Annotated in this window: 12 protein-coding genes; 9 read left to right on the forward strand and 3 right to left on the reverse strand. The window is 70.7% G+C overall.

Going from position 1 to position 14,898, the window contains the following annotated elements; genetic code table 11:
• Positions 1–51 precede the first annotated feature (51 nt).
• Entirely contained in the window at positions 52–1,266 is a 1,215-nt protein-coding gene (locus AB3M82_RS06325) for an amidohydrolase (protein WP_412956377.1), read from the forward strand.
• Between the two features lie 27 nt (positions 1,267–1,293).
• On the opposite strand, the gene AB3M82_RS06330 is transcribed toward AB3M82_RS06325, so the two are convergent.
• Complete coding sequence (locus AB3M82_RS06330) at positions 1,294–1,992, reverse strand: GTP pyrophosphokinase (RefSeq protein ID WP_412956378.1); 699 nt, start codon at positions 1,990–1,992, stop codon at positions 1,294–1,296.
• A gap of 105 nt (positions 1,993–2,097) precedes the next feature.
• Between AB3M82_RS06330 and AB3M82_RS06335 the strand changes: the two genes are divergently transcribed.
• The 7 genes from AB3M82_RS06335 (at position 2,098) to AB3M82_RS06365 (ending at position 12,404) form a co-directional block, all read left to right on the forward strand.
• Positions 2,098–4,203 (forward strand): APC family permease, encoded by a 2,106-nt coding sequence (locus AB3M82_RS06335; protein ID WP_412958017.1) that lies wholly within the window; start codon positions 2,098–2,100, stop codon positions 4,201–4,203.
• A gap of 314 nt (positions 4,204–4,517) precedes the next feature.
• A complete protein-coding gene (locus AB3M82_RS06340; protein ID WP_412956379.1) occupies positions 4,518–4,607 on the forward strand; it encodes a potassium-transporting ATPase subunit F in 90 nt (29 codons plus the stop codon).
• Positions 4,607–6,286 (forward strand): potassium-transporting ATPase subunit KdpA, encoded by a 1,680-nt coding sequence (kdpA, locus tag AB3M82_RS06345; protein ID WP_412956380.1) that lies wholly within the window; start codon positions 4,607–4,609, stop codon positions 6,284–6,286. Before AB3M82_RS06340 ends, kdpA begins: the two co-directional genes overlap by 1 nt.
• 124 nt (positions 6,287–6,410) lie before the next feature.
• Positions 6,411–8,516, forward strand: a complete 2,106-nt coding sequence (gene kdpB, locus AB3M82_RS06350) for a potassium-transporting ATPase subunit KdpB (RefSeq protein WP_412958018.1) — start codon at positions 6,411–6,413, stop codon at positions 8,514–8,516.
• 110 nt (positions 8,517–8,626) lie between these two features.
• Positions 8,627–9,229 carry a potassium-transporting ATPase subunit KdpC gene (gene kdpC / locus AB3M82_RS06355; RefSeq protein WP_412956382.1) on the forward strand — a complete coding sequence of 201 codons (603 nt, stop codon included), beginning with the start codon at positions 8,627–8,629 and terminating at the stop codon, positions 9,227–9,229.
• On the forward strand, positions 9,226–11,736 hold the full coding sequence (locus AB3M82_RS06360; protein ID WP_412956384.1) for an ATP-binding protein: 2,511 nt from the start codon (positions 9,226–9,228) through the stop codon (positions 11,734–11,736). Before kdpC ends, AB3M82_RS06360 begins: the two co-directional genes overlap by 4 nt.
• Positions 11,733–12,404, forward strand: coding sequence for a response regulator (locus AB3M82_RS06365; RefSeq protein WP_412956386.1), 672 nt, complete (start codon positions 11,733–11,735; stop codon positions 12,402–12,404). The genes AB3M82_RS06360 and AB3M82_RS06365 overlap by 4 nt, the downstream gene beginning before the upstream one ends.
• On the opposite strand, the gene AB3M82_RS06370 is transcribed toward AB3M82_RS06365, so the two are convergent.
• Both AB3M82_RS06370 and AB3M82_RS06375 read right to left on the reverse strand, forming a co-directional pair.
• Positions 12,386–13,207: a tryptophan-rich sensory protein gene (locus tag AB3M82_RS06370; protein ID WP_412956387.1), complete on the reverse strand. Its 822-nt coding sequence runs from the start codon at positions 13,205–13,207 to the stop codon at positions 12,386–12,388. The genes AB3M82_RS06365 and AB3M82_RS06370 overlap by 19 nt on opposite strands.
• 109 nt (positions 13,208–13,316) lie before the next feature.
• Positions 13,317–13,883: a TetR/AcrR family transcriptional regulator gene (locus tag AB3M82_RS06375; protein WP_412956388.1), complete on the reverse strand. Its 567-nt coding sequence runs from the start codon at positions 13,881–13,883 to the stop codon at positions 13,317–13,319.
• 95 nt (positions 13,884–13,978) lie between these two features.
• On the opposite strand from AB3M82_RS06375, the gene AB3M82_RS06380 reads away from it, so the two are divergent.
• Entirely contained in the window at positions 13,979–14,821 is an 843-nt protein-coding gene (locus tag AB3M82_RS06380; RefSeq protein ID WP_412956389.1) for an alpha/beta fold hydrolase, read from the forward strand.
• Positions 14,822–14,898 lie beyond the last annotated feature (77 nt).

A 14,898-nucleotide genomic window follows, 5' to 3' on the forward strand; every position in this document is an offset into this window, starting at 1 on the left:
AACTGTAGCCCCGCCCCGGAATGCCGGAGCACGGCGGATAGGCTCGGGACCATGACGATCGATCTCGAAGCGCTGTACGTCGACCTGCACCAGCATCCCGAGCTGTCCTTCCAGGAGACCCGCACCGCCGGCATCGCCGCCGGCCACCTGCGCGACCTCGGACTCGCGGTGCACGAGGGCGTCGGGGTGACCGGGGTCGTCGGCGTGCTCGAGAACGGCGACGGTCCGGTCGTCTGGGTCCGCGCCGACATGGACGCCCTCCCGGTCGGGGAGCTCACGGGTCTCGCGTATGCGAGCACCGCGACGGGGATCGATCCGGCCGGCAACACCGTGCCCGTCATGCACGCCTGCGGCCACGACATGCACGTCACCGCCATGATCGGCGCGGTCGAGAGGCTCGTCGCCGACCGGGCCGACTGGGCGGGCACCGTCGTGGTGCTGATCCAGCCCGCCGAGGAGTACGGCGCCGGCTCCCGCGCCATGCTCGACGCCGGCCTGCTCGACCTCGTGCCGCGCCCCGACATCGTGCTCGGACAGCACGTCACGCCCCTTCCCGCCGGCACCGTCGGCGTGCGCGCGGGAACGCAGATGGCGGCATCCGACGGCATCACCGTCACCCTCCACGGCCGCGGCGGACACGGCTCGCGCCCGCACTCCACGATCGATCCGATCGTGATGGCCGCCGCCACGGTCATGCGCCTGCAGACCATCGCCTCGCGCGAGGTCGACCCCCGCGACGTCGCCGTGGTGACCGTCGGATCGATCCACGCCGGACTCAAGAACAACATCATCCCCGCCGAGGCGAAGCTCGAGCTCAGCCTGCGCTACCCCAACGACGAGATGCGCGACCGCGTGCTCGCGAGCGTCGAGCGCATCGTGCGGGCCGAGGCCGCGGCATCCGGCGCCGTGCGCGAGCCGGAGTTCCACACCGTCCACACCCTGCCGCCGACCATCAACGACGCGGATGCCACGGCACGCGTCAGCGCGGCCATCCGCGCGGCCCTCGGCGAGGACGCCGTCGTCGACCCGGGCATGTTCACCGGCAGCGAGGACGTGTCGTGGTTCGCCCGCGATACCGGGGTGCCGCTGGTGTTCTGGTTCTGGGGCGGCGTGGATCCCGCGGCCTTCGCCGCCGCGGTCGAGGGCGGCACGCTCGACAGCGACATCCCCACCAACCACTCCCCGTACTTCGCCCCCGTCATCCACCCCACGATCGAGGTGGGCGTCACCGCGATGGCGGCCGCCGCGCGCGAGTTCCTGGGCTAGGGCCGCTCCGCGCCGACGCCCAGCCGGCTACACCTGCACGATGTGCGGGGGCGGCGGCGGGGCGAGCTGCCGCTGGGGCACGCCGTGCGCCTCACGGTGCAGCCGCTCCATGCGGGTGTCGAGCTCGGCAGCGGCCTCCGCGGCATCCGCCAGGCTCTCGACGAGATGCGCCGGCACCTGGTTGGAGAACTTGTAGTAGATCTTGTGCTCCAGGCTCGCCCAGAAGTCCATCGCGATGGTGCGGAACTGCACCTCGACGGGCACGAGCAGCGCTCCGGTCGAGAGGAACACCGGAACCTCGATGATCGCGTGCAGGCTCTTGTAGCCGTTCGCTTTGGGGTTCGCGATGTAGTCCTTGACGACCCGGACGGTCACGTCGTCCTGCGCGGTGAGCAGATCGAACAACCGGTACACGTCGGCGACGAAGCTGCAGGTCACGCGCACGCCGGCGATGTCGGTGATCTCTGCGCGGATGCGGTCGAAATCGGGCTCCTCGATCCCCTTGCGGGCGATCTTCTCGACGATGCTGTCAGGCGACTTCACCCGGCTCTTCACGTGCTCGATCGGGTTGTACGCGTGGTGGTGGGTGAACTCGTCGCGGAGGATCGAGATCTTGGTCTCGACCTCGCGCATCCCGAACTCGTATTCCCGCAGGAACCGCTGGAACTGATCCCGCAGCTCCTTCGCCTCGAGGATCGTCTGTTCGTCGACGGGAACCGTGCTCATGCAGACGACGTTATCGATCCGTGATCGGAATCGGCTGTGCATCCCGGCATCCGAGCGTGAGGATTCCGTGAGGGCGGGGTGATGCCCCGTAGGGATTCCGTGAGGATGCCGTCAGGATGCCGTCCGCCCGGAGTAGTGTCGCCCGACGTGTCAGAACAAACCCGCGTGAGTGCGGACGCCCCGCAGACCGCCAAGCGCATCCTCATCGGTGATCCGCTGACGAGCGCCCAGGTCGACGAGCAGCTGCTGCCGAAGCGCATGGCGCTGCCGATCTTCGCCTCCGACGCCCTCAGCTCCGTGGCCTACGCGCCGCAGGAGCTCGTGATGATCCTGCTGATCGGCGGCCTCACGTTCCTCTCCTTCACGCCGCTCGTCGCGGTCGCCGTCGTCGTGCTGCTGCTCGTGGTCGTGCTGAGCTACCGTCAGCTCATCAAGGCCTACCCCTCGGGCGGCGGCGACTACGAGGTGGCATCGAAGAACCTGGGCGAGATCCCCGGCGTGGTGGTCGCGGCGGCACTGCTCGTCGACTACATCCTCACGGTCGCGGTGTCGGTCGCGTCGGGCGTCGACAACATCATCTCGGCGGTGCCGGGTCTCGACCCGTTCCGGGTGGAGCTGGCGGTGGGCTTCGTGGTGCTCATCATCATCGTGAACCTGCGCGGCGTGCGCGAGGCGTCGCTGGTGTTCGCGATCCCGACGTACGTCTTCATCGGGTCGGTCGGCGTGATGATCGTGACCGGTCTTCTGCGCACGTTCCTCGGCGACGCGCCCGTGGCGTCGAGCGCCGACTTCTCGGTGCAGGCCGAGAGCCTGAGCCAGGCGGCCGTCATCCTCCTGATCCTGCGCGCCTTCTCGAGTGGATGCTCCGCCCTCACCGGCGTCGAGGCCGTGTCGAACGGGGTCCCGGCCTTCCGGGCACCGAAGGTGCGCAACGCGCAGTCGACGCTCGTGCTCATGGGCACCATCGCGATCTGCCTCTTCTCCGGCCTCACCGCGCTCGCCCTCATCACCGGCGTCCACTACGCCGAGAACCCCTGCGACCTCATCGGCTTCGACTGCACGAACCCGCAGCCCAGCCTCATGGCGCAGATCGCCGCCGCGACGTTCGGCGGCGGCAGCATCCCGTTCTTCATCGTGCAGGCGGCGACTGCGTGCGTGCTGCTGCTCGCCGCGAACACCGCGTTCAACGGCTTCCCGCTGCTCGGCGCCGTGCTCGCCCGCGACGGCTACGCCCCCAAGTCGCTCAACACCCGCGGCGACCGGCTCGTGTTCTCGAACGGCATGATCCTTCTCGGCATCGCCGCGATCGCGGTGCTCGTGGTGTTCCAGGCGCGGCTGACGACGCTCATCCAGCTCTACATCATCGGCGTCTTCGTCTCGTTCTCGCTCGGCCAGATCGGCATGGTGCGGCACTGGCGGCGGGTGCTGCGCGGGCAGGGCGCCGCCGCGAAGGACGGCGCCGCGGCATCCGACCGCCGATCCGCCCGCGTCGGCCTGGCGATCAACTCCGCCGGCGCGACCCTGACCGTGCTGGTGCTCGTGATCGTGACCATCACCAAGTTCACGCACGGCGCGTACCTGGTGTTCTTCGCGATCCCGATCCTCGCCTTCCTGATGCTGGGGGTGAAGCGGTACTACCGCGACGTGGAGCACGAGATCGCGATCGACGACACCACGCACTTCGGGGCGTCCGGCGACGTCGCCATCGTGCTCGTCAACCACCTGCAGAAGCCCGTCATGAAGGCCATCGACTACGCGATCGCGGCGAAGCACGACAAGACGCTCGCCGTGCACGTGGCCGTCTCGGCGGATGCCGCGGCGACGGTGCAGAAGGACTGGGCCGACCACCTCGTGCCCGTGCCGCTCGTGATCCTCGAGTCGCCGTACCGGTCGTTCGCGCAGCCGATCACGCAGTTCATCCAGCAGTACCGCGAGAAGCACGGCTCGTCGGTGGTGACCGTGTACCTGCCGCAGTACATCGTGGGCCACTGGTGGGAGTCGTTCCTGCACAACCGCCGCGCCCGCCGCCTGGCGAACCGGCTCATGCTCGTGCACGGCGTCTCCATCACGCTCGTGCCGTGGCTGCTCGACTCGTCGGAGCTCATCTACGGCCGTCGCTCCCGTCCCCTCCCCGGACAGGAGCGCGCCGGACGCCCGGTCGTCGTGACGGGCCGCCGCGCCCACCGCCCCGCCGGTCCCCCGCAGTCGTAGTCCCGGCATCCGCCCGCCACGCGTTCTCGTCCCGCGGCCAACGCGGGCTTCCCGTCGCGCGAGCGGTTGTTCTCGCGCCTGAGAGGAGCCACTCGCGCGACCGGAAGCGACGCGGGCAGCGACGCGACCGGAAGCGTCGGATGCCGTCAGCAACGCGCATGCATCGGGCGCGAGGGCGTAGGGGAACCGTCAGGAACGGGGAAACCGCGCCGGGGAACGACTTGTATCGAGGACGTGCTCGACATCCTCTACCTCGCGCTGACTCTCGCGCTGTTCGCCCTCGTCTCGTTCGCTGCAAAGGGGGTGGAGCGGCTGTGATCGTCTTCGAGATCGCCGCCGCCGCCCTCGCGGTCGCCGCGATCGTCTACCTCGTGGTCGCCCTCGTCGCGGCGGAGCGGCTGTGATGGGCGCCGAGATCTGGTTCGGCGTGCTGCAGGGCGCCGTCGTCGTCGTCGCGCTCGTGCTGCTGTACCGCCCCCTGGGCGACTACATCGCCCGCGTCTTCACCAGCCCGCGCGACGCCCGCATCGAGCGCGGCGTCTACCGCGTGATCGGGGTCGACCCGGCATCCGAGCAGACGTGGCGGGCGTACGCGCGCAGCGTGCTCGTCTTCTCGGTCGTCGGCCTCCTCCTCGTCTACGGACTCCAGCGGCTCCAGGGGCTCCTGCCCGCGTCACTGGGCCTTCCCGCGGTGCCCGAGGGGCTCGCGTTCAACACCGCGGCATCCTTCGTCGCCAACACGAACTGGCAGTCCTATTCGCCCGAGCAGACGATGGGTTACACCGTGCAGCTCGCGGGTCTGACGGTGCAGAACTTCGTCTCGGCGGCGGTCGGCCTCGCGGTCGCGGTGGCGCTGATCCGCGGCATCTCCCGCCGCGGCGAGACCACCATCGGCAACTTCTGGGTCGACCTGATCCGAGGCCTCGGGCGTCTGCTGCTGCCGATCGCCGTGATCAGCGCGATCGCCCTGATCGCGGGCGGCGTCATCCAGAACCTCGCCGGGTTCACCGACGTGACCACCGTCAGCGGCGGCACGCAGACGATCTCCGGCGGGCCGGTCGCGTCGCAGGAGGCGATCAAGCTGCTCGGCACGAACGGGGGCGGGTTCTTCAACGCGAACTCCGCGCATCCGTTCGAGAACCCGACCGGGTGGACGAATCTGCTGCAGATCCTGCTCATCCTCGCGATCCCGTTCGCGCTTCCCCGCACGTTCGGCCGCATGGTCGGCGACCACCGCCAGGGCTACGCGATCGCCGCGGTCATGGGCACGATCTTCGTGGTCTCGACCGTCGCGCTGTCGGCGCTCGAACTCGCCGGCCGCGGCACCGCCCCCGAGCTCGCCGGAGCCGCGATGGAGGGCAAGGAGGTGCGCTTCGGCGTCCTCGGATCGACGCTGTTCGGAAGCGCCAGCACCCTCACCTCGACCGGCGCGGTCAACTCGATGCACGACTCGTACACGGCGCTCGGCGGCATGATGCCGATGCTCAACATGATGCTCGGCGAGGTCGCTCCGGGCGGCGTCGGCTCGGGGCTGTACGGCATGCTCGTGCTCGCCATCCTCGCCGTGTTCGTCGGCGGGCTGCTCGTCGGCCGCACCCCCGAATACCTCGGCAAGCGCATCGGCCCGAAAGAGATCAAGATCGCGAGCCTGTACATCCTGGTGACGCCGACCCTCGTGCTGCTCGGCACGGCGCTGAGCTTCGCGATCCCCGGCATCCGTGAGGACGTCGAGGCCACGAGCATCCTGAACCCGGGCGTGCACGGCATGAGCGAGGTGCTCTACGCCTTCACGTCGGCCGCGAACAACAACGGCTCGGCCTTCGCCGGGCTCACCGCGAACACCCCCTGGTTCAACACCGCGCTCGGTGTCGCGATGCTGCTCGGACGCTTCCTGCCGATCGTGCTCGTGCTGGCGCTGGCCGGATCGTTCGCGGCGCAGGAGCGGGTCCCCGAGACCACCGGCACGCTCCCCACCCACCGGCCGCAGTTCGTCGGCCTGCTCCTCGCCGTGACGGTCATCGTCACCGCGCTCACCTACTTCCCGGTGCTCACGCTGGGACCGCTCGCCGAAGGACTCGTCTGACATGACCCCACACATCGAAACCCCCGACCCCTCCGAGGACGCCCTTCGTCTCGCTTCGCGGATCCTGAGCGAGGAGCGGAGCGACGAGACGAAGGGCGCTCAGGAACCCGAGCGGAGCGACGACATGACCGGCCGCACCTTCGGGTGGCCGCAGCTCGCCGCCGCCCTCCCCGGAGCGTTCCGCAAGCTGAATCCCGCCGCCCTCGTGCGCAACCCCGTGATGCTGCTCGTCTGGGTCGGCGCCGCGTTCACGACGGTGCTGGCGATCGCCGAGCCGTTCCTGGGCGGTCCGGGCGAGTCCGGCGGCACACCCGTCCCGGCACCGTTCACCGCCGGCATCGCGGTGTGGCTGTGGCTGACGGTGCTGTTCGCGAACGTCGCCGAATCGGTCGCCGAGGGCCGCGGCAAGGCGCAGGCCGCGAGCCTGCGCAAGACCCGCACGAGCACGATGGCCCGGCGCGTCGTGGCATACGACGGCACGGCGGATGCCGGGGCGCACAGCGCCGACACCGTCGAGGTCTCCTCCGCCGAGCTGCAGCGCGACGACGTCGTCATCGTGGAGGCGGGCGAGCTCATCCCCGGCGACGGCGACATCGTCGCGGGCATCGCGACCGTCGACGAGTCGGCGATCACGGGCGAGAGCGCCCCGGTGATCCGCGAGTCCGGCGGCGATCGCAGCGCGGTCACCGGCGGCACGCGCGTGCTGTCCGACCGGATCGTCGTGCGCATCACGTCGAAGCCGGGCGAGACGTTCGTCGACCGCATGATCGCTCTCGTCGAAGGTGCGAGCCGTCAGCGCACGCCCAACGAGATCGCGCTGAACATCCTGCTCGCGAGCCTGTCGATCGTGTTCGTGATCGTGGTGCTCGCCCTCAACCCCATCGCCGCGTATGCGGCCTCGCCGGTCAGCATCCCGGTGCTGATCGCGCTGCTCGTCTGCCTCGTGCCGACCACGATCGGCGCCCTGCTGTCGGCCATCGGGATCGCCGGCATGGACCGTCTCGTGCAGCGCAACGTGCTCGCGATGTCGGGCCGTGCGGTCGAGGCGGCGGGCGACGTCACGACCCTCCTGCTCGACAAGACGGGCACCATCACCCACGGCAACCGCCGGGCCCACGCGGTGCTGCCGCTCCCGGGCGTCGCCGACGACGAACTGCTGCGTCTCGCGGCGCTCTCGTCGCTCGCCGACCCCACGCCCGAGGGCGCGTCGATCGTCGAGCTGGCGGCGCGTCGCGGCATCCATGTGGAGCAGCCGGAGGATGCCGTGGTCGTGCCGTTCACCGCCGAGACGCGCATGAGCGGACTCGACCTCGCCGACGGCACGCAGATCCGCAAGGGCGCAGGCTCCGCGGTGCGTGCGTGGCTCGCCACCGCATCCACGCAGACGGATGCCGCGCTCGAGAGCCTCACGGATGCCGTCGCCACGAGCGGCGGGACGCCCCTTGTCGTCGCGGTCAAGGCACCGCAGACGCGCTCGGGGGAGCACGGGGACCGCATGCTCGGCGTCGTGCACCTGAAGGACATCGTGAAGGACGGCCTGCGCGAACGGTTCGACGAGTTGCGCAGCATGGGCATCCGCACGGTCATGATCACGGGCGACAACCCGCTCACGGCGAAGGCGATCGCCGCCGAGGCCGGCGTCGACGACTTCCTCGCCGAGGCGACCCCCGAGGACAAGCTCGCCCTCATCCGCCGCGAGCAGGAGGGCGGACGCCTCGTCGCGATGACCGGCGACGGCACGAACGACGCCCCGGCTCTGGCCCAGGCGGACGTCGGCGTCGCGATGAACACCGGCACCTCGGCGGCGAAGGAGGCGGGGAACATGGTCGACCTCGACTCCGACCCGACCAAGCTGATCGACATCGTGCGCATCGGCAAGCAGCTGCTCATCACCCGCGGCGCGCTCACCACGTTCTCGCTGGCGAACGACATCGCCAAGTACTTCGCGATCATCCCGGCGATGTTCATGGGGGTCTTCCCCGGGTTGGCGGTGCTCAACGTCATGCAGCTGCACTCCCCGGCATCCGCCGTCACCAGCGCGATCGTCTTCAACGCGATCGTCATCGTGTTCCTCATCCCGCTGGCGCTGCGCGGAGTGAAGTACCGACCGGCGAGCGCCTCGCGCGTGCTCCAGCGGAACCTGCTCGTCTACGGCCTCGGCGGCGTGATCGCCCCGTTCCTCGGCATCAAGCTCATCGACCTCGTCGTGAGCCTCATCCCCGGCTTCTAGTCCTGCATCGGCTTCCGGTCCCTGAGCGAGGAGCGGAGCGACGAGACGAAGGGTCCTTCGTCTCGTTCCGCTCGCTCAGGAACCGGGCACTCTCTCCCGAAAGGCACTTCATGTCCTCCACCCGCACCGCCGTCCGCACCGCGGGCGTCGCCGTCCGCACGATGCTCGTGCTCACCCTCGTCCTCGGCGTCGGCTACACCCTCCTCGTCACCGGCATCGGCCAGCTGACGCTTCCGTGGCAGGCGAACGGCTCACAGCTGCCCGGCGACCGGGGCAGCGCGCTGATCGGCCAGTCCTTCACGGACGCCGACGGCGAAGCCCTTCCGCAGTACTTCCAGTCGCGTCCGTCCGCCGCCGGCGAGGGCTATGACGGCGCGGCCTCGAGCGGCAGCAACCTCGGGCCCGAGAACCCCGACCTGGTCGCCGCGATCGCCGAGCGGAGAGTCGCGATCGCGGAGCGCGAGGGCGTCGACCCCGCCGACGTGCCGGCCGATGCGGTGACGGCGTCCGGATCGGGACTCGACCCGCACATCAGCGTCGCGTACGCGCTGTTGCAGGTGCCGCGCGTGGCCGCCGCCCGCGGCCTGCCCGAAGACGCGGTGCGCGCGGTCGTGGAGTCTAGGATTCAAGTGCGGGATCTGGGATTCCTCGGCGAGGAGCGCATCAACGCCGCCGAACTGAATCTCGCGCTCGACGCGGGGGAGGGCGAATGACACGAGAGCGGCGGGGTCGGCTCCGCGTTCTCCTGGGCGCGGCCCCCGGCGTCGGCAAGACCTTCGAGATGCTCGCCGAGGGGCGACGTCTGCTCGACGACGGACGCGACGTCGTGATCGCGGTCGTCGAGACCCACGGGCGCGCCGCGACGCTCGCACAGACCATCGGACTGCCCGAGGTCCCCCGCCGCACCTCCGAGCACCGCGGCGTGGTGCTCACGGAGCTGGACCTCGACGCCGTGCTCGCCCGCCGCCCCGACATCGCGCTGATCGACGAGCTCGCCCACACGAACGTCCCCGGCTCGCGGCATCCGAAGCGCTGGCAGGACGTCGAGGCGCTGCTCGATGCCGGCATCGACGTCGTGACGACCGTCAACGTGCAGCACATCGACTCGCTCAACGCCGTCGTCGAGAAGATCACGGGCGTCGCGCAGCAGGAGACCATTCCGGATGCCGTCGTCCGCGCCGCCGACGAGATCGAGGTCGTCGACCTCGCCCCGCAGACGCTGCGCGACCGCCTCTCAGCCGGACTCGTCTACCCCGCGGAGCGGATCGACGCGGCGCTGTCGAACTACTTCCGCCTCGGCAACCTCACCGCCCTCCGCGAGCTGGCGCTGCTGTGGCTCGCCGACGAGGTCGACAGCGCCCTGCGCAGCTACCGGGCCGAGCAGGGCATCGAGGGCACCTGGCAGGCCCGGGAGCGCGTGGTGGTCGCCCTCACCGGCGGACCGGAGGGCGAGACCCTGCTGCGCCGCGGCGCACGGATCGCAGCACGCTCGGCCGGCGGCGAACTGCTCGCGGTGCACATCTCCACGCAGGACGGACTGCGCGACGCCACCCCGGGAGCACTCGCGACACAGCGGGCGCTGGTCGAATCGCTCGGCGGAACCTTCCACCAGATCATCGGCGACGACATCCCCGGTGCCCTCGTGGAGTTCGCGCAGGGCGCCGACGCCACGCAGCTCGTCATCGGCGTGAGCCGTCGGAGCCGTCTGATGGCCGCGCTCACCGGGCCGGGCATCGGCGCCGAGGTGATCCGCCGGTCGGGCGACATCGACGTGCACATCGTCACCCACGCAGCCGCAGGCGGCAGGGCCGCCCTTCCCCGCATCACCGGCGGCGCGCTCGGCTGGCGGCGCCAGGTGCTCGGCTTCGCGGTCGCGCTCGTCTTCGGACCGCTGCTGTCGTGGATCATGTTCACGTTCCGGAGTCCCGAGTCGATCACGTCCGAGGTGCTCGCGTACCAGCTGCTCGTGGTCGTCGTGGCGCTGATCGGCGGCATCCGTCCCGCCGTCTTCGCGGCCGTGCTGTCGGGCGTGACCCTGGACTTCCTGTTCGTCGCCCCGCTCTTCACGATCACCGTCGCGCATCCGCTGCACGTGCTCGCGCTCGCCCTGTACGTGGTGATCGCGATCCTCGTGAGCATCATCGTCGACCAGGCCGCACGCCGCGCCCGCACCGCCAGGCGGGCCACCGCCGAGGCCGAGCTTCTGGCGGCCGTCGCCGGCAACGTGCTGCGCGGCGACAACGCCGTGCTCGCGCTCGTGAGCCGCACACGCGAGGCGTTCGGACTCAGCGGGGTCCGCCTGCTGTCGGCCGACGGACGGGTGCTCGCGAGCGACGGCGAGCCCCTGGCGGACGAGCGGTCCACGCGCATCCCCGTCGGGGCTTCGCACGCGCTGCTCGAACTGAGCGGCGACGCGCTGGATGCTCCGGCCCGGCGCCTCCTCGATGCGATCGTCGCCCAGCTCGCCGCCGCACTCGAGCACACCGACCTGCGCGCCACCGCCGCCGAGGCTGCTGCTCTGGCCGAGACCGATCAGGTGCGCAGCGCGCTGCTCTCGGCCCTCAGCCACGATCTGCGGCGTCCGCTCGCCTCGGCCGTCGCCGCGATCGGCGGACTGCGCGGGGCGCACGACCTCTCCGCCGAGGACCGCGCCGAACTGCTCGCCACGGCCGACGAGAGCCTCGCGACGCTGTCGACGCTCGTGACGGATCTGCTCGACGTCAGCCGGGTGCAGGCGGGAGTGCTCGCGGTGTCGGCGACCCGCGTCGAGGCGACCGGCCCGATCCTCGCCGCCGTCGACGAGCTCGGGCTGGGACCGGCCGACGTCGACCTCGCGCTCGACCCGACGCTGCCGGCGCTGCGCGCCGACCCGGTGCTCCTGCAGCGGGTGCTCGTGAACGTGCTCGCCAACGCGCACCGGCACGCCCCGGCCGGCACGCGGGTGCTGGTCTCGACGAGCGCCCTCGGCGAGCGCGCCGAGATCCGCATCGTCGACCGCGGCGAGGGCGTGCCCGCCGAGCGTCGCGACAGCATCTTCCAGCCGTTCCAGCGGTTCGGCGACACCGACAACACCACCGGGCTCGGCCTCGGCCTCGCCCTGTCGCGCGGATTCGCGGAGGGCATGGGCGGTAGCCTGACACCCGAGGACACCCCCGGCGGAGGCCTCACGATGGTCATCACACTGCCGCTCGCCGGCGCCGACACGGAGGGCACGGAGTGAAGCTCCTCATCGCCGACGACGACCCGCAGATGGTGCGGGCGCTGCGCATCACCCTGGCCGCGCACGGGTACGAGGTCGTGGTCGCCGCCGACGGGGCCGCCGCCATCGCCGCCGCCGCACAGGCCCATCCCGACCTCATCATGCTCGACCTCGGCATGCCGCGCCTCGACGGCATCGAGGTGATCCAGGCGCTGCGGGGCTGGACGAACGTGCCGATCATCGTCGTCTCGGGCCGCACCGGCTCGGCCGACAAGGTCGAGGCGCTCGACGCCGGAGCCGACGACTTCGTGACCAAGCCGTTCCAGGTCGACGAGCTGCTCGCCCGCCTGCGCGCCCTGTCGCGCCGGGCCGTCCCGGTCGGAGGCGAGTCGACCGTCGCGTTCGGCGACGTCGTCGTCGACCTGGCGACCAAGACGGTCACGCGCGCCGGATCGCGCGTGCACCTGACTCCGACGGAGTGGCGGATGCTGGAGCATCTGTCGCGGCATCCCGGAGCACTCGTCACCCGGCAGGACCTCTTGAAGGAGATCTGGGGCAGCGCGCAGGTCTCCGACTCGGGCTACCTGCGTCTGTACATGTCGCAACTGCGCAAGAAGCTCGAGCAGGAGCCGAGCAGCCCCGTGCACCTGCTCACGGAGTCCGGCATGGGCTACCGCCTGGTCGTCTGACGCGACGCGACCCCGACTGCCGCCGAACGCCTCCGCCGCACGACCGCGACGACACCCACGAGCACGAGTCCCGCCGCGACGACGAGGGCCGCGACCGCCGTCGGCACGCTCTCGGGGGCATCCGTGAGGCGCCCGACGGCGAGCCACACCAGTCCCCACGCGGTCGCGAGCGCCGGGGCGAGCCGACCGGTGAGCCACGCGGCCGCCGCCCCGATCACCAGCACGACGACGAGTACGGCGACGGCGACGGTATCCGCCGCCTCCGCCCAGCTCGCGGGTGCGATCTGCGTGAGCCAGGCGGCCGTGTTCGCCACCGTCGCGATCGTGACCCAGCCGAAGTGCAGCCCGTTGGCGCCGTCGGTCAGGATGCGGTCGGCGAGGTTCTTCGCCGGGAAGCGCCCCAGCAGCACGATCACCCTGGCGAGGGTCGCGAGCAGCAGCGCGATCACCAGCACCGTCAGCCACAGCGTCAGGTACCGGGCGGTGACGAGCCACAGCCCGTTGAGCACCATCGAGACCGCGATCCACGGACCGACAGCCCGCTGGCGTGCGTCCGCCCGCTGCGCCGGCAGCGCCTGCCAGACCGTGTAGGCGAGGAGGCCGAGGTAGATCAGCGACCAGATCGAGAACGCGGGGCCGGCGGGGGCGAGGTACGAGCCCTGCGCCGACAGAGCGCCCTCCTGCAGTTCGTCCACCGACTCACCGCCGAACGCTCCGCCGCCCACGGCGGCGGCGATCAGCATGAACGTCGCGGCGGCGATGATCAGGCTCTGACGGAGGATGTCCTTCTTCGCGCTCTCCATACCCGCACGGTACGCGGGGGCGCGGCTGCGGGGCACCGCCTTGACTCGCGTCGGGAAAACCTCTAGCCAAGCTAGCGAAACAGGATCGGTGGGATGCGGGCGCTGCGGCTCAGACGCCCGCGACCGCGGCGTCGATCAGCACCTCGGCGGCGCTCCGCGCCTGCACGGCGACCTGCGGATCGCCCGAGATCGCGGCCGTGCTCTGCGCCCCCTCCGCGAGGATCGACAGCTGGGCGGCGAGGAGCGGCGAGGCGCCCGTGCGCGCGACGAGGTCGGCCATGTACTCCTGGAACGAGGCCTTGTGCGAGCGCACGATCTCGGCCACCTCGGGATGGGTGCCGCCGAGCTCGCCGAACGCGTTGATGAAGGCGCAGCCGCGGAAGCCCTCGGTGCAGAACCAGTCCTCGAGGTACGAGTACACGGCGAGCAGCCGGGTGCGCGGATCGGCCCCGGCATCCGACACCGCTCCCGTCAGCGCGTTCTCCCACTCGGCGTGCCGCCGGGCGAGCACTGCGGCGACGATGTCGTTCTTCGCGGGGAAGAGACCGTACAGGCGACGCAGCGACACGCCGGCGGCCTGGCGCAGCTCGTCGATGCCGACGGCGGCGAATCCCTTGCGGTAGTAGAGCTCCTCGGCGGCGGAGAGGATGCGCTCGCGTGCCTCGTCTTCGGTCATACCCAGAAGTTTACTTGACAAGAGAACGACCGTTCTCTATCTTGGTCCTATCGAGCGAGAACGATCGTTCTCACCGGGACCGAAAGGACAGGATCATGGGCTACATCACCGTCGGGAACGAGAACAGCACCCCGATCGAGCTGTACTACGAGGACCAGGGCTCGGGTCGGCCCGTCGTCCTCATCCACGGCTATCCGCTCGACGGCCACAGCTGGGAGCGCCAGACGCGCGAGCTGCTCGCCCAGGGCTACCGCGTCATCACCTACGACCGCCGCGGCTTCGGACAGTCGTCCAAGGTGAACGCCGGGTACGACTACGACACGTTCGCCGCCGACCTGAACACCGTGCTCGAGACCCTCGACCTGCGCGACGTGGTGCTCGTCGGCTTCTCGATGGGCACCGGAGAGCTCGCCCGCTACGTCAGCCGTTACGGTCACGAGCGCGTCGCGAAGCTCGCCTTCCTCGCCTCGCTCGAGCCCTTCCTCGTGCAGCGCGACGACAACCCCGAGGGCGTTCCGCAGGACGTCTTCGACGGCATCGCCGCCGCCGCGAAGGGCGACCGCTTCGCCTGGTTCACGCAGTTCTACAACGACTTCTACAACCTCGACGAGAACCTCGGATCGCGCATCAGCCAGGAGGCCGTCACCGGCAGCTGGAACGTCGCCGTCGGCAGCGCTCCCGTCGCCGCCTACTCCGTCGTCCCGGCCTGGATCGAGGACTTCCGCGCCGACGTCGAGGCCGTGGCCGCCGCCGCGAAGCCCACGCTGATCCTGCACGGCACGAAGGACAACATCCTCCCGATCGACGCGACCGCCCGCCGCTTCCACCAGGCGGTTCCCGCCGCCGAGTACGTCGAGGTCGAGGGCGCTCCCCACGGTCTCCTCTGGACCCACGCCGACGAGGTCAACGCCGCCCTGAAGGACTTCCTCGCGAAGTAACCCCCGCCCGCGGCATCCGCTGCCGGATCGATATGTCACGTTCCCCAGGCGCGACAGGTGACATATCGATCCCGCGG

The sequence above is a fragment of the Microbacterium californiense genome (genome assembly GCF_047246625.1).
In the GTDB taxonomy this organism is placed as follows: domain Bacteria; phylum Actinomycetota; class Actinomycetes; order Actinomycetales; family Microbacteriaceae; genus Microbacterium.